19 protein-coding genes are annotated in these 21,852 nt (G+C 69.0%); 6 read left to right on the forward strand and 13 right to left on the reverse strand.

What is annotated here, in order from left to right; all coding sequences use genetic code 11:
* Window positions 1-50 precede the first annotated feature (50 nt).
* From ASE56_RS16155 to ASE56_RS16175, 5 genes are all read left to right on the forward strand, one after another.
* Entirely contained in the window at window positions 51-1,382 is a 1,332-nt protein-coding gene (locus tag ASE56_RS16155; protein ID WP_082450774.1) for a nucleotide sugar dehydrogenase, read from the forward strand.
* Window positions 1,379-2,443 carry an NAD(P)-dependent oxidoreductase gene (locus ASE56_RS16160; RefSeq protein ID WP_235557019.1) on the forward strand — a complete coding sequence of 355 codons (1,065 nt, stop codon included), beginning with the start codon at window positions 1,379-1,381 and terminating at the stop codon, window positions 2,441-2,443. The genes ASE56_RS16155 and ASE56_RS16160 overlap by 4 nt, the downstream gene beginning before the upstream one ends.
* Complete coding sequence (gene glmS / locus ASE56_RS16165) at window positions 2,443-4,257, forward strand: glutamine--fructose-6-phosphate transaminase (isomerizing) (protein WP_056232178.1); 1,815 nt, start codon at window positions 2,443-2,445, stop codon at window positions 4,255-4,257. The genes ASE56_RS16160 and glmS overlap by 1 nt, the downstream gene beginning before the upstream one ends.
* An 80-nt stretch (window positions 4,258-4,337) precedes the next feature.
* Entirely contained in the window at window positions 4,338-5,789 is a 1,452-nt protein-coding gene (locus tag ASE56_RS16170; RefSeq protein WP_056232181.1) for a polysaccharide deacetylase family protein, read from the forward strand.
* The gene (locus tag ASE56_RS16175; RefSeq protein ID WP_056232185.1) at window positions 5,786-6,535 is read left to right on the forward strand and encodes a hypothetical protein; all 750 of its coding nucleotides are present in this window, start codon (window positions 5,786-5,788) and stop codon (window positions 6,533-6,535) included. The genes ASE56_RS16170 and ASE56_RS16175 overlap by 4 nt, the downstream gene beginning before the upstream one ends.
* A gap of 116 nt (window positions 6,536-6,651) precedes the next feature.
* Here ASE56_RS16175 and ASE56_RS16180 read toward each other — a convergent pair whose 3' ends face one another.
* The 11 genes from ASE56_RS16180 to ASE56_RS16230 form a co-directional block, all read right to left on the reverse strand.
* Window positions 6,652-7,005, reverse strand: a complete 354-nt coding sequence (locus tag ASE56_RS16180) for an RNA polymerase-binding protein RbpA (protein WP_055955187.1) — start codon at window positions 7,003-7,005, stop codon at window positions 6,652-6,654.
* A gap of 1 nt (window position 7,006) precedes the next feature.
* The gene (secG, locus tag ASE56_RS16185; protein ID WP_056232190.1) at window positions 7,007-7,255 is read right to left on the reverse strand and encodes a preprotein translocase subunit SecG; all 249 of its coding nucleotides are present in this window, start codon (window positions 7,253-7,255) and stop codon (window positions 7,007-7,009) included.
* 113 nt (window positions 7,256-7,368) lie between these two features.
* Complete coding sequence (gene tpiA, locus ASE56_RS16190; RefSeq protein ID WP_056232195.1) at window positions 7,369-8,157, reverse strand: triose-phosphate isomerase; 789 nt, start codon at window positions 8,155-8,157, stop codon at window positions 7,369-7,371.
* Window positions 8,148-9,362, reverse strand: coding sequence for a phosphoglycerate kinase (gene pgk, locus ASE56_RS16195; protein WP_056232199.1), 1,215 nt, complete (start codon window positions 9,360-9,362; stop codon window positions 8,148-8,150). The genes tpiA and pgk overlap by 10 nt, the downstream gene beginning before the upstream one ends.
* A gap of 6 nt (window positions 9,363-9,368) precedes the next feature.
* Entirely contained in the window at window positions 9,369-10,379 is a 1,011-nt protein-coding gene (gene gap, locus ASE56_RS16200) for a type I glyceraldehyde-3-phosphate dehydrogenase (protein ID WP_056232202.1), read from the reverse strand.
* Between the two features lie 103 nt (window positions 10,380-10,482).
* Window positions 10,483-11,109 carry a superoxide dismutase gene (locus tag ASE56_RS16205; protein ID WP_056232453.1) on the reverse strand — a complete coding sequence of 209 codons (627 nt, stop codon included), beginning with the start codon at window positions 11,107-11,109 and terminating at the stop codon, window positions 10,483-10,485.
* 496 nt (window positions 11,110-11,605) lie between these two features.
* Entirely contained in the window at window positions 11,606-12,583 is a 978-nt protein-coding gene (gene whiA, locus ASE56_RS16210) for a DNA-binding protein WhiA (RefSeq protein ID WP_056232204.1), read from the reverse strand.
* A 40-nt stretch (window positions 12,584-12,623) separates the two neighbouring features.
* Complete coding sequence (gene rapZ / locus ASE56_RS16215) at window positions 12,624-13,505, reverse strand: RNase adapter RapZ (RefSeq protein WP_056232207.1); 882 nt, start codon at window positions 13,503-13,505, stop codon at window positions 12,624-12,626.
* Between the two features lie 31 nt (window positions 13,506-13,536).
* Window positions 13,537-15,480, reverse strand: a complete 1,944-nt coding sequence (gene uvrC, locus ASE56_RS16220; RefSeq protein WP_056232210.1) for an excinuclease ABC subunit UvrC — start codon at window positions 15,478-15,480, stop codon at window positions 13,537-13,539.
* Window positions 15,481-15,482: 2 nt separating this feature from the next.
* Window positions 15,483-18,452, reverse strand: coding sequence for an excinuclease ABC subunit UvrA (uvrA, locus tag ASE56_RS16225; protein WP_056232213.1), 2,970 nt, complete (start codon window positions 18,450-18,452; stop codon window positions 15,483-15,485).
* Window positions 18,453-18,567: 115 nt separating this feature from the next.
* Window positions 18,568-18,996 (reverse strand): MarR family winged helix-turn-helix transcriptional regulator, encoded by a 429-nt coding sequence (locus ASE56_RS16230; protein WP_056232217.1) that lies wholly within the window; start codon window positions 18,994-18,996, stop codon window positions 18,568-18,570.
* A gap of 36 nt (window positions 18,997-19,032) precedes the next feature.
* On the opposite strand from ASE56_RS16230, the gene ASE56_RS16235 reads away from it, so the two are divergent.
* Window positions 19,033-19,269 (forward strand): hypothetical protein, encoded by a 237-nt coding sequence (locus ASE56_RS16235; RefSeq protein ID WP_056232222.1) that lies wholly within the window; start codon window positions 19,033-19,035, stop codon window positions 19,267-19,269.
* A gap of 19 nt (window positions 19,270-19,288) precedes the next feature.
* On the opposite strand, the gene ASE56_RS16240 is transcribed toward ASE56_RS16235, so the two are convergent.
* Together ASE56_RS16240 and uvrB are read right to left on the reverse strand one after the other, a co-directional pair.
* Window positions 19,289-19,714 carry a VOC family protein gene (locus ASE56_RS16240; RefSeq protein WP_056232224.1) on the reverse strand — a complete coding sequence of 142 codons (426 nt, stop codon included), beginning with the start codon at window positions 19,712-19,714 and terminating at the stop codon, window positions 19,289-19,291.
* Window positions 19,715-19,745: 31 nt separating this feature from the next.
* Entirely contained in the window at window positions 19,746-21,815 is a 2,070-nt protein-coding gene (gene uvrB, locus ASE56_RS16245) for an excinuclease ABC subunit UvrB (RefSeq protein WP_056232228.1), read from the reverse strand.
* Window positions 21,816-21,852 lie beyond the last annotated feature (37 nt).

Here is a 21,852-nt window from a genome sequence, read left to right on the forward strand (position 1 = left end):
GCGCTGCATTTCCCCCGCCGCCCCCTCGGACCCTGCCTTGGAGGATGAAGATGTCCACTCTCGATGTCCGGCCCGACGTGATGACCACGCCGCGGCCCCCGGCTCCCGCCCCGACGCGGACGTTCGACTTCGACGTCGCCATCGTCGGACTCGGGTACGTGGGCCTGCCGACCGCCTTGGCCTATCACGCCAGCGGGTCGCGCGTTCTCGCCCTCGACGTCTCGCCGCGACGCCTGCGCGATATCGCCGCGCGCAGCGCCGATCTCATCGACTCCGACCGGCAGCGCCTGGAGACCGCCCTGCACGCGCCGGCCGGCTTCCGCCTCACGAGCGACACCTCCGAGCTCGGCCGCGCGGCCGCCATCGTCGTGTGCGTCCCCACGCCCGTCGACCACCAGCAGGTCCCGGACCTCACCGCACTCCGGGCGGCGTGCGCCACCGTCGTCGCCGCCGTCCGGCCCGGGCAGCTCATCATGCTCACCTCGACCACGTACGTCGGCTGCACCCACGACCTCGTCGAGAAGCCGCTCCGCGAGCGCGGGATGCAGATCGGACGCGACGTCTTCGTCACCTTCAGCGCCGAGCGCATCGACCCCGGCAACGTGGGCTTCGCCCAGGAGATCGTTCCCCGCGTGGTGGGAGGCGCCACCGCGCAGTGCGAAGAAGAGGGCGCGCGCCTGCTCGCCCGATACGCGGCGCGCGTGCACCGGGTGTCGAGCCTCGCCACCGCCGAGATGACGAAGCTGCTCGAGAACACCTTCCGCGCCGTCAACATCGCCCTCGCCAACGAGTTCGCCGACATCTGCGGTGCCCTCGACGTCCCGGTCACCGAGGTGATCGAAGCCGCGAGCACCAAGCCCTACGGCTTCATGGCGTTCTACCCCGGCCCCGGCGTCGGTGGACACTGCATCCCCTGCGACCCGCACTACCTGCTCTGGCAGCTCAAGGCGCTGCACGTCGACGCGGGCGTCATCACCGAGGCCATGACGCGCATCGCCGCCCGCCCGCGCCGTGTCGTCGACCGCATCCGTGATGTCCTCGGACGCGCCGGCAAGGGCACGCTCGGCGCCCGCGTGCTCGTCGTCGGCGTCACCTACAAGCCCGACGTCGCCGACCTGCGCGAATCCCCCGCCCTCGAGATCATCGACCACCTGATCGACGTGGGCGCCGAGGTGCAGTACGTCGACACCCACGCCCCGCACATCCGCCTCGATTCCGGGCGGGAACGCGATTCGCTGCCCGACCCGGCGGCCTTCCATCCCGACATCGTGCTCGTGCACACCCGCCACCACGACGCCGACCTGGGTTGGCTCGACGGCGACGCGGTCGTCGTCGACGGCACCTACCGCAGCGCCGACATCGCGGGGCGGGTGCTCCTGTGAGCGGCGTGACGGTCTACCCGGGTTCCGCCTCGCCCCGGACGCGCACGCTGGTGACCGGGGGCGCCGGGTTCGTCGGCAGCCACCTCGTCGAGCACCTGCTGACCCTGGGTGACGAGGTCGTCGTCCTCGACGACCTCTCGACCGGCTCGGCCCGCAACCTCGCGGGCGTCGCCGACAACCCCCGCCTCGAGATGATCCACGGCTCGATCCTCAACACCAAGACGGTGGGCGCGGCGATCCAGGGATGCGACCGCGTGTTCCACCTGGCCGCGGCCGTGGGGGTGAAGCTCATCGTGGAGCAGCCCCTGCGGGGTCTGCGCATCAACATCCACGGCACCGAGAACGTGCTGACGGCGGCCATCGAGCACCAGGCCTCGGTGCTCATGGTGTCCACGAGCGAGGTGTACGGCAAGAACACCGCCGATCGCCTGCGCGAGGACTCCGACCGCGTCCTCGGTGACCCGCTGCTCTCGCGTTGGACCTATGCGGGAGCCAAGGGCATCGACGAGGCCTTCGCCAAGGCCTACTGCGATCAGGAGGGCCTCGACGTCTCGATCGTCCGCCTGTTCAACACCGTCGGGCCCCGCCAGACCGGTCGCTACGGCATGGTGCTGCCCAACCTCGTGGGGCAGGCCCTACGCGGCGCTCCCCTCACCGTGTTCGGCGACGGCCAGCAGACGCGCTGCTTCTCCGCGGTCGAGGACGTCGTGCCCGCGATGGTGCTCATCGAGAGGGACCCGCGCGCCCGGGGTCAGGCCTACAACCTGGGCGGCGCGCGCGAGATCTCGATCTTCGAGCTCGCGACAGAGATCATCCGCACCCTCGACAGTCGGAGCACGATCGAGCTCGTCCCCTACGAGCAGGCGTACGCCCCCGGCTTCGAGGACATGCGGCGCCGCGTCCCCGACAACACCAAGGCGCACGACCTCGTGGGCTACGAGCCGCACACCTCGCTGACCTCCACGATCATGCGGGTCGCCGCCGACCTGCTCTCGCGCGAACGCCTCGGCTCTGACGCCATGCCGCTGGCCGGCGCAGGCGCCTTCCGCGGGGTCCTCTGATGTGCGGCATCACCGCGTACCGCGGTCCGACGTCCGCCGCCTCGCGCGCCCGCAGCGCCCTCGAGCGTCTGGAGTACCGGGGCTATGACTCCGCGGGCATCGCCGCGCGGTACGTCGACGGCACGGCCCTGCACGTGCGCACTCTGAACGGCGTGGCATCCCTCACCGACGCAGTGCGTTCGGGCGAATCGGGGACGGATGCCACGACCTCGGCGATCGGTCACACCCGCTGGGCCACCCACGGCGGCGTCAGCGAGCGCAACGCCCACCCGATCGAGGACTGCAGCGGTCGGTTGTTCCTGGTGCACAACGGGATCATCGAGAACGCCGATCTGCTGCGGGCGCGGCTCGTCGCCGACGGGCACCGGTTCGCCACCGACGTCGACAGCGAGGTGATCGTCCACCTGCTCGAGCAGGCGCTGCGCCCCGGGGTGGGCCTCGGCGACGCGCTCGCCGACATCGTCACGCGCCTCGAGGGGTCATGGGCGATCGTCGCCCTCGACAGCCGGTCGGGATCGCTCGCGGGAACGGCGCACGGTTCGCCCCTCATCTTCGCCGAGGGCGAGGAAGGGGTCTACTTCGCGAGCGACGTGGGTGCGATCACTCCGGTGGTCGAGACGTTCCGCGTGCTGGAGGACGACGACGTGGTCGAGGTGGACGCGGGAGGCATGCGTTGGCACCGCGCGGGCGGTAGTTGTCGCCCGCGGGGACTGTGGCCCGTCCCGCAGACGGCGTACCTGTCGAGCAAAGGACGCCACCGCGACCACATGGGCAACGAGATCGACGAGCAGCCCGCCGTGGCGCGCCGCGTGCTCGAGGTCCTCACCCCCGGGATCGCCGACGGCGTCCTGTGGCGAGGGGCGGGCCTTCCCCCGCTCGACGAGGTCGATCGGGTGACGGTCATCGGGTGCGGGACGTCGCTGCACGCCGGCCGTGCGGTGGCCGGAGTGTTCTCCCGCCTCGGCGGCCTTCCCACTCGCACGCTCGTCGCGAGCGAGGCGGCGCACGAGGTCTGGGAGCCGCGCACGCTGGTGATCGCGCTGAGCCAGTCGGGTGAGACGGCCGACGTCCTGCGGGCGCTCGACGGTCTCCCGGCCCGCGGGCGCACCGTGTTGGCCCTGACGAACAACCCGTCGTCGACGCTGGCCCGTCGCGCGGATGCGACGCTCGATTGCCTCGCCGGTCCCGAGATCGGGGTCGCCGCGACGAAGACGTTCATCGCCCAGGTCCTCACGGGCGCCTGCCTCGCCCTCTCGGGATTGTCGGTCTCGTCGCGGGCCGACGCGATGGCCCTCGACGGTGACCTGCGCGCGCTCGCCGCGACCCCGGAGGCCCTGTCGGCCGCACTCGACACCTGGCGTGGCCCCGCGGCGAAGATGGCCGCCGAATTCGTCAACGCCCCCGGCTTCCTCTTCATCGGACGCGGCTCGGGTCTCGTCTACGCCGCCGAGGGGGCGCTCAAGCTGAAAGAGCTGTCGTACCGGTGGACCGAGCACCAGCCGGCGGGCGAGCTGAAGCACGGCCCCCTCGCCCTGGTGGATGCCGGCACCCCGGTCTTCGTCGTCGACAACGGCGATCCGCGGCTCGACGTCGACGTCGCCGAGGTGCTCGCCCGCGGCGGCCGCGTGCTCCGCGTGGGAGAACGCGTGCTGAACGTGGGCGGCATCCCCCTGCACCTGCCGCGGACGGGCCCCTCGTGGGGACCGCTCGAGACGGTGGTGCCCCTGCAGATGTTCGCTCGCGAGCTCGCCCTGCGCCTGCGCCGCGACGTGGACAAGCCCCGCAATCTCGCCAAGTCGGTGACGGTCTCGTGACCGGCCGCGACTCCGAGGTCCCCGGCCCGGACGACTCACGGATCCGCCGACGGACCCGCCCCACCCGAAAGGACGCCCCCATGATCCACCGCCACGTCGCCCCCGGGCGTCGGCGACTCCGGGCCCTCGCGGTCCTCGCCGCCGTCGCCGTCGGAGCGGGCGGGCTGATCGCCGCGGCACCGCCCGCCGCGGCACCGGCCCAGGCCGCGACCCGCACGATCGTCAGCCTCACGTTCGACGACGCCAACTCCGACCAGCTCAACGCTCTCCCCGCCCTTCAGGCCAACGGCATGAAGGGGACGTTCTACATCAACTCCGGGTTCATCGGCGCGGCGGGGCACATGACCCGCACCGACCTGACGAATCTCAAGAACGCGGGGCACGAGATTGGCGGGCACACCGTCAACCACCCCGACCTCGCGCAGGTCAGTGTCGACGAGGCGACGCGCCAGATCTGCACCGACCGCAAGAACCTCACCTCGTGGGGCTTCACGGTGCGCAGCTTCGCCTACCCGTTCGCCTCGTCGACCCCCGCCGTTGAGAAGGCCGTGGCGAATTGCGGGTACAGCAGCGGGCGCCTCCTCGGCGACATCCGGAGCCGCTTCGGCTGCCCCGACTGCGCCTACGCGGAGTCCACCCGCCCGGCCGACAAGTACGCGCTCAAGGCCCTCGACCAGGTCGACGCCGCCTGGACCCTCGACGACCTCAAGGCGGGGGTCACGAACGCCGAGAAGAACGGCGGCGGGTGGGTGCAGTACACCTTCCACGATGTCTGCGACGACGCGTGCAGCGACCTGGCGGTGACCACGTCGCTGTTCAGTCAGTTCACCTCGTGGCTGAAGACGCGACAGGCGGCGGGGACGGTGGTCAAGACGATCGGCGACGTCATCGGCGGCACGGCCAAGCCCGTCGTCGACGGCCCCTCGGTGCCCGCCGTGACGGGGTCGACCAACGGCATCGTCAATCCGAGCATGGAGACCGGTGCCCCCGACTGCTGGATGAGGGGCGGTTACGGCAACAACTCCCCCGCGTTCAGCACGGGCTCCCCCGCGCACACGGGGAACATCTCCAGCGGAATCGTCATGTCCGCGTACGTCGACGGCGATGCCAAACTCCTCCCGCAGTTCGACCTCGGCCAGTGCTCCCCCACTGTCACACCAGGCAAGACCTATACGCTGCGCGAGTGGTACCAGTCGAGCGGGGTGACGCAGTTCGCGGTCTACCTCCGGTCGACGAGCGGTTCGTGGTCGTACTGGACCTCGAGCCCGTGGTTCTCCTCGGCCGCCGACTGGACGCAGGCCGACTGGACGACGGCCGCGATCCCCGCCGGCTACAACGGCATCAGTTTCGCACTGACGATCTTCGGCAACGGCACCCTCCGCACCGATGATCTGCAGCTCTACGACAGCGCCGGTGCCCCGTCCCTGGCCCCCGCCACCGTGACCGCTCCGTCGTTCGCCCCGATGACCGCGACGCCTCCCCAGGGCCCGGTGGAGAAGGTCCACCCCACCGAGAGCGACGTCACCGGATGACGCGGACGCTGCGGCCGGCGGCGGCGATCACCCTCGTGGTGGTCGCCGCCGTCGGCCTGTCAGCGTGCGCCCCACCCGCCGTGCCGCGCCCCGACACCGGCTACCCGTGGCATACCGACATCGTGGCGACGACCTTCTGGGTGGGCGAGGTGTTCGACCCGAACGCCTCCGACGGCAGCCAGCGCATCTCGGCGTACGACTCGGACTGGCTGGGGTCCTACGGCGGATGCGATGGGATCGTCGACGGCACCGATTGCCGCACCGAGGCCCGTACCGCCGACGCCGGCTACTTCCCCACCGCCATGACTCCGCGCGAGAACCCGTTCTACCTCGACCTGCCGTTCGACGACGTCAACGACGACCAGGGCTTCGCCACGCGCGGCTCGGTCATCCCGTGGGCGAAGGAGCCCGCGTACTCCTCGGCCGTCGACGACCCCTCGCAAAGCCTCATGAAGAACCGGTGGGTGGTCCTGCGCAAGGACGGACACGTCTGCTACGGCCAGATCGAGGACGCGGGGCCGGGCGAGTATCGCGACGCCGCCTACGTGTTCGGCTCAGACGATCGTCGTCCCGCGAACACGCGGTACAACGGCGCGGGCCTCGACGTGTCGCCCGCCCTGAACGGCTGCCTGGGCTTCTCTGATCTCAACGGGGAGGACGACCGCGTCGACTGGGCTTTCGTCGACGACGCCGACGTCCCCGCGGGCCCGTGGACGAGGATCGTCACCGACTCCCCGGTCCGCTGAACAGACTCGGACCGCCGACGCGCGCGCTAGCGCCCGCACCCTCTCACGTGGGTGTGGAACGGAAAAGGGCCGGATGCCATGGCATCCGGCCCTTCTCTCGTTCGCGCGGTGAGGACTTACTGTCCGCGACGCTCGCGCAGCTGCTGCAGAGCGTCATCGAGGAGCGAAGCGGCTTCTTCGTCGCTGCGGCGCTCCTTCACGTAGGCGAGGTGCGTCTTGTACGGCTCCGCCTTGGCGAGAGCCGGCGGGTTGGCCTTGTCGCGCCCGGCGGGGAGCCCGGAGTGCGGGGAGTCGATCGTCTCGGGAATCTCGTCGTCGGGGATTCCCGCGGCGAAATACCGGACGGTCTCGTTGCCGAGGGCGTCCCAGTACGAGACGGCGACGCGGTCGGCGTGGAAGCCGTGATCCTGCTCGCCCATGGGGCCCGCGCCGACGCGCGAGCCACGGATGGCATTGCCGCCAGTGGCCATGTCAGATCTCCGCGAACTTGGTGAGGAGACCGAGACCCACGATGGTGACGAACCACACCAGCGCGAGCACGATCGTGAAACGGTTGAGGTTGCGCTCGGCCAGGCCCGACGAACCGAGGGCGGAACTCATGCCGCCGCCGAACATGTCGGACAGACCGCCACCGCGACCCTTGTGGAGCAGGATGAGCAGGGTCAGCAGGAGGCTGGTGATACCCAGGAGCACCTGCAGGACGAACTCGAGAATCTGCACAGTCGAAAGCCTTTCGTAGCGATCAGGTCGACCGCACAAGCGTCAAGTATACGGGGAGGCGCCCCAGACGCACGGATGCCCGCGGCGAAGCGCCGCGGGCACCCATGTCGGCGTCAGACGCCGACGTGCTTCTGGAAGCGGACGATCGCGGCGAACTCGTCGACGACGAGGCTCGCGCCACCCACCAGGGCGCCGTCCACATCGGGCTCGCGCATGAAGCCGGCGATGTTCCCCGACTTCACCGAACCGCCGTAGAGGACGCGCGTGCGAGCAGCCGCATCGGCGCCCAGCTTGTCGGCGACGACCGCACGGAGCTTGGCGCAGACCTCCTGGGCCTGGTCGGGCGTCGCCGCCTGACCCGAACCGATGGCCCATACCGGCTCGTAGGCCACGACGATGTCGGCGTCCGCCGCCACGCCCTCGAGCGCGACCTCGAGCTGACCGACCGGAACGGCGCTGGCGCCGAACTTCTCGAGGTCCTCCGAGGTCTCGCCGACGCAGATGACCGGCGCGAGACCGTGGCGAAGGGCCGCCTGGGTCTTCGCCGCGACGACCTCGTCGGTCTCGTGGTGGAACTGACGACGCTCCGAGTGCCCGATGATCACGTACTTCGCGTCGAGCTTGGCCAAGAACTGACCCGAGATCTCGCCGGTGTACGCACCGGAGTCGTGGGCCGACAGGTCCTGACCGCCGAGGGCGAAGTCGATCTTGTCGGCGTCGAGCAGCGTCTGCACGGTGCGCAGATCGGTGAACGGCGGGAAGACCGCGACCTCGACGCTTCCGGCCTCGTGCTTGGCTTCCTTCAACGTCCAGTGCAGCTTCTGAACGAACGCGACCGCCTGCAGGTGGTCGAGGTTCATCTTCCAGTTGCCGGCGATGAGAGGGGTTCTGGTCACTGCCATCCGAGGACCTCCAGTCCGGGGAGCTTCTTGCCTTCGAGGAACTCCAGGCTGGCGCCGCCACCCGTGGAGATGTGGCCGAACGCCTCGTCGGCGAAGCCGAGCTGACGCACTGCTGCGGCGGAGTCGCCACCGCCGACGACGCTGAGGCCGTCGACCTCGGTGAGTGCCTGGGCGACGGTCTTGGTGCCGGACTCGAACGCCTTCATCTCGAACACGCCCATCGGGCCGTTCCAGAAGACGGTGCGCGAGCCGCGGACGGCGTCGGCGAACATCTCCGCCGTGCGGGGGCCGATGTCGAGGCCGAGACCGGACGCACCGAAGGCGGTGTCTTCGAGGGCGTCCGCGTCGGCGACCACGTGATCGGCGTCCGCCGAGAACGAGGCGGCGACGACCGCATCCACCGGCAGCACGATCTCGACGCCGCGCTCCTTCGCCGAAGCGAGGTAACCCTTCACGGTGTCGATCTGGTCCTGCTCGAGCAGGCTCGAGCCGACCTTGTGCCCCTCGGCGACGAGGAAGGTGAACATCATGCCGCCACCGACGAGAAGCTTGTCCACGCGCGGCAGCAGGTGCTCGATGACGCCCAGCTTGTCGCTGACCTTCGAACCGCCGAGAACGACCGTGTAGGGCCGCTCGGGGTTCTCGGTGAGACGGTCGAGGACCTCGAGCTCCTTCTGGATGAGAAGGCCGGCGGCCGAGGGCACCAGCTGAGCGAGGTCGTAGACGCTCGCCTGCTTGCGGTGCACGACGCCGAAGCCGTCCGACACGAGGGCATCGCCGAGAGCGGCGAGCTCTCGGGCGAAGGCCTGGCGCTCGGACTCGTCCTTCGAGGTCTCGCCCGCGTTGAAGCGGAGGTTCTCGATGACGGCGACCTCACCGTTCTCGAGCGAGGCCACGGCATCCTGAGCCGACTCGCCCACCGTGTCGCGCGCGAACGCGACCGGCTGGCCGAGGAGCTCGGACAGGCGCTGCGCGACCGGCTCGAGGGAGTACTTCGGGTCGGGGGCCCCGTCGGGGCGGCCCAGGTGCGAGCACACGATCACACGCGCGCCGGCGTTGATCAGTGCGTTGAGGGTCGGCAGCGACGCGCGCACGCGGCCATCGTCCGTGATGATCCCGTCCTTGAGAGGAACGTTGAGATCACAACGGACGATGACGCGCGTGCCGGCCAGCGACCCCAGCGAATCGAGGGTGCGCAGAGCCATGGAGGGTCAGAGACGCTCGGCGACGTACTCGGTCAGGTCGACGAGACGGTTCGAGTAGCCCCACTCGTTGTCGTACCACGACGAGACCTTGACGAGGTTGCCGCTGACGTTGGTCAGCTCGGCGTCGAAGATCGACGAGTGCGGGTTGCCCTGGATGTCGCTCGAGACGATCGGGTCTTCGGTGTACTGGAGGATGCCGTTGAGGCGACCCTCGGCAGCGGCCTTCTTGTAGACCTCGTTGACCTGGTCGACGGTCAGACCATCGGTGGGCGTGACGATCGTGAGGTCGACGATCGAGCCGGTGGGAACCGGAACGCGGTACGACGAGCCGCTGAGCTTGCCGTTGAGCTCGGGCAGCACCAGGCCGATGGCCTTGGCGGCACCGGTCGAGGCGGGAACGATGTTGATCGCCGCGCCGCGCGCACGACGCAGGTCGCTGTGCGGGCCGTCCTGGAGGTTCTGGTCGGCGGTGTAGGCGTGAGCGGTCATCATGAAGCCGCGCTCGATGCCGAAGGCCTCGTTGAACACCTGGGCGAGGGGCGCCAGGCAGTTCGTGGTGCAGGACGCGTTCGAGATGATGACGTCGGTCTCGGGGTTGTACGTCTCTTCGTTGACGCCCATGACGATCGTGGCGTCGTCGCCCGTGGCGGGAGCCGAGATGAGGACCTTCTTGGCCCCACCGGTGATGTGCTTCTTGGCGTCTTCGGCCTTGGTGAAGCGGCCGGTCGACTCGATGACGATGTCGACGCCCAGCTCGCCCCAGGGGAGGTTCGCGGGGTCGCGCTCTTCGAAGACCTTGATGGTCTTGTCGCCGACGGTGATGGAGTCTGCGGTGTACGAGACGTCCTCGGTCAGCACGCCGCCGACGGAGTCGTACTTGAGGAGGTGCGCCAGCGACTTGTTGTCGGTGAGGTCGTTCACCGCCACGATTTCGAGGTCGGCACCCTGCGCGAGAGCCGCGCGGAGGTAGTTGCGTCCGATACGGCCGAAGCCGTTGATTCCGATCTTGACGGTCACGGAATATCTCCTGAATCAGTTGTGCGCGAGAAGCGCGTGATTGCGGTGTTCGCTGGCGGACAACGGCGTCCCGGTGAGGTGTCCCACCGGGACGCCGCACCGTTTACGACAGTACCAGCAGACCCGCGGTCTTCTCTCGGGCGGCGGCGAAGCGCTGCTGGGCGTCATCCCAGTTCGCGATGTTCCAGAACGCCTTCACGTAGTCGGCGCGGACGTTCTTGTAGTCGAGGTAGTACGCGTGCTCCCAGACGTCGAGGAGCAGGATCGGCACGGTGCCCGCGACGATCTGACCCTGCTGGTCGAAGAACTGCTGGATGACGAGGTTCTCGCCGATCGAGTCCCAGAACAGACCCGCCCAGCCGGAGCCCTGCACGCCGAGGGCGGCGGCGGTGAACTGCGCACGGAAGGCGTCGAACGAGCCGAACTGGTCGTCGATGGCCGACTCGAGGTCGCCGGTGGGCTTGTCTCCACCGTTGGGCGAGAGGTTTGTCCAGAAGATCGAGTGGTTCGTGTGACCGCCGAGGTTGAACGCGAGGTCCTTCTGCAGGCGGTTGATGTTGGCGAAATCGCCCTTCTCGCGCGCTTCGGCGAGGAGGTCGAGAGTGGTGTTGGCACCGTTGACGTAGGTCTGGTGGTGCTTGCTGTGGTGCAGCTCCATGATGGTCGCACTGATGTGCGGCTCCAGCGCCGAGTAGTCGTAGGGCAGTTCGGGCAGCGTGTACTTCGCCATGATCTCAACTTCCGAATCGGGCGCTGCCGAAACCTCTTCGCCGAGACGACGTGCCGAGGGATCGAGCAGCGAGGGTGACGAGTTCATCCTACTGAGGGGTAACCACAGCGCACCGGGGTTGCTTCCCCGGATGACGGAAGATAAACGCCCGGGCGCGTCGGAAGGGGGCGATGGATGCCGTGACCCGCGGAGCCCGGACGAGCGAGGTCGCACTCAGCGGGCGTCGGTGATCGCAACAGCCCGAGCGTCCTCGGGGCGCCCCGAGGACGGCATCCCCCTCCGCCCCCGGATCTCTCCGGAACAGCGGCCTCGATCCCGGGATGCCCGCAACGGCGGCATCCCGCCCGGGCTCACTCCTCGGCACCGACCGGAACAGCGGCCTCGGTTCCCGGGATGCCCGCAACGGCGGCGCCCCACCCGGGCTCAGTCCTCGGCACCCACTGGAACAGCAGCCTCGGTTCCCGGGATGCCCGCACCGGCGGCGCCCCACCCGGGCTCAGTCCTCGGCACCCACCGGAACAGCAGCCTCGGTTCCCGGGATGCCCTCGACGTCGGCCTTCTTGTCGGCCATGGCGAGGAGGCGGCGGATACGGCCGGCGACGGCGTCCTTGGTGAGGGGCGGGTCGGCGTGGTGGCCGAGCTCGTCGAGGCTCGCGTCGCGGTGCGCCAAGCGCAGCTCACCCGCCTGCTGAAGGTGCGCGGGAACGTCGTCGCCGAGGATCTCGAGAGCGCGCTCGACACGCGCGCACGCCGCGACGGCGGCCTGCGCGGAGCGGCGGAGGTTCGCGTCGTCGAAGTTCACGAGACGGTTGACCCCGGCCCGCACCTCGCGGCGCTGGCGCATCTGGTCCCACTCCCCCGCGGTGCGGCGGGCACCCATCTCGTACAGGGCTCCGCGGATCGCCTCGCCGTCGCGGACGACGACGCGCGGCACTCCGCGCACCTCGCGGGCCTTGGCGGGGATGCCGATGCGGTGGCCCGCACCCACGAGCGCCATCGCCGCCTCCGACGAGGGGCACGAGATCTCGAGGGCCGCGGAACGACCGGGGTCGCTCAGGGTGCCGGCGGCGAGGAATGCTCCACGCCAGATGGCGCTCAGGTCGGGACGCGAACCGGTGGTCAGCTTGTTCGGCAGGCCGCGCACGGGGCGACGGCGCTGGTCGAGGAGTCCGGTCTGCCGCGCGAGGGTCTCGCCCGCCTCGATCACGCGCACCGCGTAGAGCCCGCCCGCACGCCCGCCGGAACCCTGCACGTGGTGCAGTTCGGGACGGACGCCGTAGAGCTCCATGAGGTCGCGGGCCACGCGGCGCGCGAGGATGTCGGAGTCGAGTTCGGCCTCGACCGCGACGCGGTTGGCGATGGAGTGCAGACCACCGGAGAAGCGCAGGAGGGCCGTCAGCTCGGCGACGCGCGCGGTCGGGCGCGGGTCGCGAACGGTGATGAGTTCGGCCTTCACGTCGGCGGTCAGCGGCACGGTTCTCCTCGGGTGGGGGCGGCGGGGACGACGGTACAGCCTACTCGCGACCGAGGTCGCGGTGAGCCACACGGACGGCCACCCCGGGCACATCGGACAGACGTGCAGCCAACTCCCGGGCCATCACCACCGAACGATGCTTGCCCCCCGTGCAGCCCACAGCCACGACGGAATGCCGCTTGTTCTCGCGCTGATACCCCTCCATCACGGGGCGCAGCGCCGCCGCGTACGCATCGAGGAACTCCGCCGCGCCCTGCTGACCCAGCACGTATTCCCGCACGCGGGGATCCTCTCCGGTGAGCGCGCGCAGATCGTCGTTCCAGAACGGATTCGGCAGGAAGCGCATGTCGGCGACGAGATCGACGTCGGGCGGCAGGCCGTACTTGAACCCGAAACTCATCAGCGTGACGGTGTGACGCGCAGCGCCCTCTTCGCCGAACAGCTCGACCGCCCGCAACGACAACTGATGGACGTTCAGGGCGGAGGTGTCGATCACGACGTCGGCGGCCTCGCGGACCGGAGCCAATCGCTCGCGCTCGCGACGGATGCCGTCGAGGATCGTGCCGTCGTGCTGCAGGGGGTGCGGCCGGCGCACCGCCTCGAACCTGCGCACGAGCACCGCGTCACTGGCATCCAGGAACACCACCCTCACCTGCCGGTTCGCCTGCAGGGTGCGCATGGCCTCGGGAAGGTCGCCGAACAGCGATCGGCCGCGGACGTCGACCACGACCGCGACGCGCGGAACCGCCCCACCGGCGAGCTCCGTGAGCTCGAGAAGCGGCCGCAGCATGCGCGGGGGCAGGTTGTCGACCACGTACCAGTCGAGGTCTTCGAGGGCGTTGGCGACCGTGGATCGCCCGGCGCCCGACATGCCCGTGACGATCAGCACCTCGCCTGGCTCGTCATCGCGTGCCGGTTCCATGGGCGATCGCCTCCCGTCGTGTCGGTCCAGCCTACCGAGCCAGATGGCTGTGGATGTTCTCGGCGAGCGTCGGCCCGATGCCGGGGAGCTCCATGATCTCTTCGGGCGTGGCGTTCTTCAACGCCGAGACCGACCCGAAATGCCGCAGCAGCGCCTTGATGCGCGTATCGCCGAGTCCGGGCACCTCGGTGAGCACGCTCGTGATGTCGCGCTTGCGGCGCTTGCGCTGGTGGACGATCGCGAAGCGGTGGGCCTCGTCGCGCAGACGCTGCAGCAAGTACAGCGCCTCCGAGGTACGCGGAAGGATCACCGGGTACTCCTCCCCCGGCAGCCACACTTCTTCGAGACGTTTGGCGATGCCGCACAGCGCGATCTCCTCGTGCCCCGCGTCGGCGAGGGCACGGGCCGCGGCGGCGACCTGGGGCTGACCGCCGTCGACCACGAGCAGCTGCGGGCGGTAGGCGAAGCGCGGCCTCTTGCGGGCCGTGACGACCTCGCCGTCGGCCGTCGCCTCCTCGGAGTCGGGATCGGCCACGATCGCCCCGTCGATGGTCTCGGGCTCGATCTCGTCGGGCCGGTCGAGGTACGCCAGCCGGCGACTGAGCACCTGGTACATCGAATCGGTGTCGTCGGTCGTCTCGGCGACGCCGAAGGAGCGGTACTGGTCCTTGCGCGGAAGGCCGTCCTCGAACACGACCATGGATGCCACCACGTTGGTGCCCGACAGGTGCGAGATGTCGAAGCACTCGATGCGCAACGGCGCCTCGGTCATGCCGAGAGCCTCTTGCAGGTCGGTGAGGGCCTGCGACCGGGCGACGTAGTCGCTCGTCCGGCGCGTCTTGTGAAGCATGAGGGCCTGTTGCGCGTTGAGCGTCGCGGTCTTCAGCAGGTCGGCCTTGCGGCCCCGCTGGGCGACCTGCAGGGTCACCGGGCGGCCCCGGCGTTCGCGCAGCCAGTCCTCGAGCTGCTCCGCGTCGTCGGGGAGTTCGGGAACGAGAACCTGACGGGGGATGTCGCTCGAGTCCGCGTCTCCGTAGGTGCGCTGGAGGACCTGGTCGACGAGATCGGCACCGGAGATGTCGATCTCTTTCTCGATCGTGGTGGCGCGGACTCCGCGCACGCGTCCGCCGCGCACCACGAAGTGCTGGACGGTCGCGGCGAGCTCGTCCTCGGCGATGCCGAAGAGATCGGCATCCGTGTCGGAGGCCAGCACGAGCGCGCTCTTGCCGAGCACGGCGTCGATGGCCTGCAGGCGGTCGCGGTAGTGCGCGGCCGACTCGTAGTCCATCGCGGCCGAGGCCTCTTTCATTCGCGACGTCAGCTCGCGCGCGAAGCGCTGGTCGCCGCCCGACATGAAGGCGACGAAGTCGTTGACGATCGCGCGGTGCTCCTCGATCGTCACCTTCATCGAACAGGGACCACCGCAGCGCCCGATCTGACCCGGGAAGCACGGTCGACCGGAGGCCATCGCCTTCTTGTACGACGAGTCGCTGCACGTGCGGATCGGGAAGACCTTGATCATCAGGTCGATCGTGTCGTGCACCGCCCAGACCTTGGGGTACGGGCCGAAGTACTTTGCCCCGCGGATCTTCGGGTTGCGCGTGACGATCACCCGCGGCGCCTCGTCGGCGAGGGTGATCGCCATGAAGGGGTACGACTTGTCGTCCTTGTAGCGGACGTTGAACGGCGGATCGAACTCCTTGATCCACATGTACTCGAGCTGCAGAGAGTCGACGTCGCTGGGCACGACCGTCCACTCCACGCTCGCCGCCGTCGTGACCATGCGGCGCGTGCGCTCGTGCAGCGAGTGCAGCGGAGCGAAGTAGTTCGACAGGCGCGCGCGCAGGTTCTTCGCCTTGCCGACGTACAGCACGCGCCCCTCGGCGTCCCGGAACCGGTAGACCCCCGGATTGGTGGGGATCTCGCCGGCCTTGGGACGATACGGAAGGTGCGAGACCCGTTCGCGGGACGCCATGCTCAGCGCGCCGCGCTCACGAGCTCTCGCTCGGTGTCGCCGGTCTCGACCGTCGCCGTGTTGCGCTGCGCGCCGGTGCGACCGGTCTCGAGGAGCTCCGCGAGGAAGGCACCGGTGTGGCTGCCCTCGACCTTCGCGACCTGCTCGGGCGTGCCGGTGGCCACGATCGTTCCCCCGCCGGCGCCGCCCTCGGGGCCGAGGTCGATGACCCAGTCCGAGCTCTTGATGACGTCGAGGTTGTGCTCGATGACGATGACGGTGTTGCCCTTGTCGACGAGACCGTTGAGCACCTTCAGCAGCAGGGACACGTCTTCGAAGTGCAGACCGGTCGTCGGCTCGTCGAGCACGTAGATCGAGCGGCCGTTGCTCCGGCGCTGCAGCTCGGTCGCGAGCTTGACGCGTTGCGCCTCACCGCCCGACAGGGTAGTCGCCGACTGTCCGAGGCGCACGTAGCCCAGGCCGACATCGACGAGGGTCCGCAGGTAGCGGTGGATCGCCTGGATCGGCTCGAAGAAGTCCGCGGCCTCGGAGATGGGCATCTCGAGCACCTCGGCGATGTTCTTGCCCTTGTAGTGCACCGACAGGGTGTCGCGGTTGTAGCGCTTTCCGTGGCAGACCTCGCAGTCGACGTAGACGTCGGGCAGGAAGTTCATCTCGATCTTCAGCGTTCCGTCGCCGGAGCACGCCTCGCAGCGCCCGCCCTTGACGTTGAAGCTGAAGCGCCCGGCCTGGTAGCCGCGCACCTTGGCCTCGGGCGTCTCGGCGAACAGGCTGCGGATGCGGTCGAAGACGCCGGTATAGGTGGCCGGGTTCGAGCGCGGCGTCCGGCCGATGGGCGCCTGATCGACGTGCACGACCTTGTCGAGGTTGTCGAGTCCGGTGACGCGCGTGTGCTTGCCGGGTACGCGCCGCGCGCCGTTCAGCTTGGAAGCGAGGACCTCGTACAGGATGCCGTTGACGAGCGTGGACTTGCCCGAGCCACTGACCCCGGTGACGGAGGTCAGCACACCGAGCGGGAAGTCGGCCGTCACATTCTGGAGATTGTTCTCGCGTGCCCCGACGACCGTGACCTGGCGCTTCTTGTCGATCTTGCGGCGCTTCTTGGGTGCCTCGATCGAACGGCGGCCCGAAAGGTAGGCACCGGTGAGGGAGCGCTCGTCTTCGAGGAGTTCGGCGAGAGGGCCGGAGTGGACGACGTTTCCGCCGTCGACGCCCGCGCGGGGTCCGATGTCGACCACCCAGTCGGCCGCGTGGATCGTCTCTTCGTCGTGCTCGACGACGATCAGCGTGTTGCCCAGGTCGCGAAGGGTCTCGAGGGTCTGGATGAGACGGCGGTTGTCGCGCTGGTGCAGGCCGATCGACGGCTCATCGAGGACGTAGAGCACACCCGTGAGGCCGGAACCGATCTGGGTGGCCAGGCGGATGCGCTGGGCCTCGCCGCCCGAGAGCGTACCGGCGGCGCGACCGAGGCTGAGGTAGTTCAGGCCGACCTGCAGCAGGAAGTCGAGACGAGCCCGGATCTCGCGCAGCACTGCGGCGGCGATCGTGGCCTCGCGGTCGGTCAGGGTGAGCTGCGAGAAGAAGTCCCGCGCGTCGGCGAGGCTCATGCGCGATGCCGCGGCGATCGAGGTGCCGTCGACGAGGACCGAGAGCACCTCGGGCTTGAGACGGTCGCCGTCGCAGACCGCGCAGGGAACCTCGCGCAGGTACTCCGACCAGCGCTGGCGCTGCGTGTCGGACTCGGCCTGGAGATACTGACGCTCGATGTACGGAACAACGCCCTCGAAGCCCGAGGAGTACCGCATCTCACGGCCGTAGCGGTTCTTCCATTTGACGGTCACCTTGTAGTTCTCGCCGCGGAGGACAGCCTGCTGGACGTCGTGCGAGAGGTCCTTCCACGGGGTGTCGAGCGAGAACTCCAGGTCGCGCGCGAGTCCTTCGAGCAGGCGCTCGTAATACTGGAACAGGCCCTTGCCCTGCGTGGTCCACGGCAGGATCGCTCCGTCGCGGATGGAGAGTTCTTCATCGCCCAGCATGAGGTCGACGTCGACCGACATGCGCGTGCCGAGGCCCGAACACACGGGGCACGCACCGAACGGCGCGTTGAACGAGAACGTGCGCGGCTCGATCTCGGTCAGCTGCAGGGGGTGGCCGTTGGGGCACGCGAGCTTCTCGGAGAATGACTGCCAGGCGTCGTCGCCCTCTTCGTCGACGTAGTTGACCTGCATGATGCCGCCGGCGAGGCCCATCGCGGTCTCGACCGAGTCGGTGACGCGGCTCAGGTTGTCACCGGAGGCCACGAGGCGGTCGACGACGACCGCGATGTCGTGCTTGTAGCTCTTCTTGAGTGTCGGGGGCTCGGCCAGCTGGACGAGCTCGCCGTCGACGACCGCGCGGGCGTAGCCCTTGGCGCTGAGCTCTTTGAAGAGGTCGACGAACTCGCCCTTCTTCTGGGTGACGACGGGGGCGACGATCTGGTAGCGCGTGCGCTCGGGCAATTCCATGAGCTGGTCGGCGATCTGCTGGACCGTCTGACGCTGGATGCGGGCGCCGCAATCGGGGCAGTGGGGAACGCCGACGCGCGCCCAGAGCAGGCGCATGTAGTCGTGGATCTCGGTGATCGTGCCGACCGTCGAGCGGGGGTTGCGGTTGGTCGACTTCTGATCGATCGAGACGGCCGGGCTGAGGCCCTCGATGAAGTCGACGTCGGGCCGGTCGACCTGTCCGAGGAACTGACGCGCGTACGCGCTCAGCGACTCGACGTACCGACGCTGCCCCTCGGCGAAGATCGTGTCGAAGGCGAGGCTCGACTTGCCAGAACCCGACAGACCGGTGAAGACGACGAGCGAATCGCGGGGGATGTCGAGGTCGACGTTCTTGAGGTTGTGGACACGCGCGCCCCGGACACTCAGCTTTCCGCTGGTACCGGAATTCGCGGATGACGAGGGCTGGGCGACAGGAACGATGGGCACCTGTTAAGTCTAGGTCGGACCTCCGACATCGGCCCCGGGTTCGCCCGGGGCGCACGGATGTGCGAGAGTGCGGGCCCCGCGGCACCCGCCCCGCACTGTCGCTCGAGGCCGGGCGTCAGTCGCGCGTCGGTCCCGCGAAGGGAGCCAGACCATCGCGCAGCGCCACGAGCGCATCGTGGTCGACCCCGACCCGCTCCATGATCTTGCCCGGAACTTCGAGCGCGGCCGCGCGCAGAGAGCGACCCTCGTCCGTCAGCGCGATGTCGAGCACGCGCTCGTCGTCGGCGCGTCGCGACCGCGCCACCCTCCCCTGAGCCTCGAGGCGCTTGACGAGCGGCGACAGCGTGGCGGGCTCCATCGCGAGTTCGACGGCCAGAGCGCCGAGGGAGCGCGGCTCCTCCTCCCAGAGCGCGAGCATCACCAGGTACTGCGGGTGCGTCAGTCCGAGCGGCTCGAGCACGGGGCGGTAGATCGAGACCACGTTCCGGGCGGCCGTGACCAACGCGAAGCACACCTGGTTTTCGAGCTTCAGAAGGTCGTCCACGTGCGCTCCTCTCCATTCGTTAGTACACTAACTATCATGACACGAAGGGATGCCGACCGCCCGCCTCTGCGCGCGCGCGTCCGCGACGCCGGCGGCTGGTACCAGTACCTCAACATGCGCCTCATCCGGGTCGCCGGACCCGCGTCGGTCGGCCCGTACGAGAACACCCCCGAGCCCGTCCGCACGGAGCGCCCCTGTCCGCTGTGCGGTCACGCGATGTCCGAGCACGCCGTCGACCGGTCGGGGCCGAAGCCCCTCCTGCACTGCCCCTGATCTCCGATGCGGACCCGACTCACTCGTCGAGCACGGGCCTCCCCCGGTCATCGAGTGGCCAGCCCGGGTTGACCGCGACCTCCCAGGGGTGGCCGTCGGGGTCGACGAAGACGCCGGAGTACCCGCCCCATGGGGTGTTCACTCCCGTGCGCGCGAGCCGGGCTCCCGCCGCCTCCGCCTCCGCGAGGATCGCATCGACGTCAGCCGGGTGATCCACGTTGTGGGCCAGGGTCACCCCGCCCCAGCCCCCGGCATCCGAGACCCCGGAGTCCTCGGCGAGCTTCGCCCTGTCCCACAACGCGACGACCATACCTCCGACGTCGAAGAACGCCACCTCCCCGGCGACCGACGACGGATGCGCTCGCCACCCGAGCGCCGTGTAGAAGGCCATCGTCCGTTCCAGATCGCTGACGCCGAGGGTGACGAGAGTGACGCGTTGTTCCATGACGACCTCCGTGCGCCGGACCCGATCAGGGTCAGGCGTGACCGGCGCGCTCCATGGCGCGCAGCTCTTTCTTCATGTCCTGCACCTCGTCGCGCAGGCGTCCGGCGAGCTCGAACTTGAGCTCGGCCGCGGCCGCGAGCATCTGCTGCGTGAGATCCGCGATCGTGGACTCGAGCTGATCGGCGCCCTCGGCCGCGATACCGGTGCGGCGCAGGGTCGGCGTGGGCGATTTGCCCTTGCCGGACTTGTCGTTGCGTGCCAGGAGGTTCTTCGTGTCGGACGCCTCGCGGTTGAGCACCTCGGTGATGTCGGCGATCTTCTTGCGCAACGGCTGCGGGTCGATCCCGTGCTCGAGGTTGTAGGCGATCTGCTTCTCGCGACGACGTTCGGTTTCCTCGATGGCCTTGCTCATCGAGTCGGTCATCTTGTCGGCGTACATGTGCACCTCGCCCGAGACGTTTCGCGCCGCACGGCCGATGGTCTGGATGAGCGAGGTGCCGCTGCGCAGGAACCCCTCCTTGTCGGCATCGAGGATCGACACCAACGAGACCTCCGGAAGGTCGAGACCCTCCCGCAGGAGGTTGATGCCCACCAGCACGTCGTAGACGCCGGCGCGCAGTTCGGTGAGCAGCTCGACACGGCGCAGCGTGTCGACGTCGGAGTGCAGATACCGCACGCGGACCCCGTGCTCGCCGAGGAAGTCCGTGAGCTCCTCCGCCATCTTCTTCGTGAGGGTGGTGACGAGCACGCGCTCGTCGCGCTCGACGCGGACGCGGATCTCTTCGAGCAGGTCGTCGATCTGTCCCTTCGAGGGCTTGACGATGATCTCCGGATCCACGAGACCGGTCGGACGGATGATCTGCTCGACCACGCCGTCGGCGATCCCCATCTCGTAGCGGCCCGGCGTCGCCGACAGGTAGACCGTCTGGCCGACGCGCTCCTTGAACTCGTCCCAGCGCAGCGGGCGGTTGTCCATCGCGCTCGGGAGGCGGAATCCGTGCTCGACCAGAGTGCGCTTGCGCGAGGCGTCGCCCTCGTACATCGCCCCGATCTGCGGGACGGTCACGTGGGACTCGTCGATGACGAGAAGGAAGTCGTCGGGGAAGAAGTCGAGCAGGGTGTGCGGCGGGTCGCCGGGCATCCGGCCGTCCATGTGCCGCGAGTAGTTCTCGATGCCCGAGCAGAACCCGAGCTGCTGCAGCATCTCGAGGTCGAAGGTGGTGCGCATGCGCAGACGCTGCGCCTCGAGGAGCTTGCCCTGCGACTCGAATTCCTTCAGACGCTCCTCGAGTTCGTGCTCGATCGTTCCGATCGCACGCTGGACCGTCTCGGTCCCAGCGACGTAGTGCGATGCGGGGAAGATCGGCACGGAGTCCATCTTCTCGATCACATCGCCCGTCAGGGGGTGGAGGAGATACAGGGCCTCGATCTCGTCACCGAACATCTCGATGCGGATGGCGTACTCCTCGTACACCGGGATGATCTCGATCGTGTCACCGCGCACGCGGAAGTTTCCGCGCGAGAAGTCGACATCGTTGCGGTTGTACTGCATCGAGATGAACTTGCGGATGAGGGCGTCGCGGTCGTACCGCTCCCCCACCTGCAGGGCCACCATCGCGCGGAGGTACTCTTCCGGCGCGCCGAGGCCGTAGATGCACGAGACCGTCGACACCACCACGACGTCGCGGCGCGAGAGCAGCGAGTTCGTCGTCGAGTGCCGAAGGCGCTCCACCTCTGCGTTGATCGAGCTGTCCTTCTCGATGAAGGTGTCCGTCTGCGGAACGTAGGCCTCGGGCTGGTAGTAGTCGTAATACGAGACGAAGTACTCGACGGCGTTGTTGGGCATCAGCTCGCGGAACTCGTTGGCCAGCTGGGCGGCCAGCGTCTTGTTGTGCGCGAGCACCAGCGTCGGGCGCTGCACCTGCTCCACCAGCCACGCCGTGGTCGCCGACTTGCCGGTACCCGTGGCACCCAGCAGCACGACGTCGGTTTCACCGGCGTTGATGCGCCCCGCGAGATCGGCGATCGCCTGTGGCTGATCACCGGAGGGCGTGTATTCGCTGATGACCTCGAAGGGGCGGACGGAGCGCGTGGCCTGCATACTTCCAGCGTAGGCGGGGCCTCCGACATCGGGGTCG

Source organism: Microbacterium sp. Leaf203 (assembly GCF_001421275.1).
GTDB classification, from domain to species: Bacteria; Actinomycetota; Actinomycetes; order Actinomycetales; family Microbacteriaceae; genus Microbacterium; species Microbacterium testaceum_A.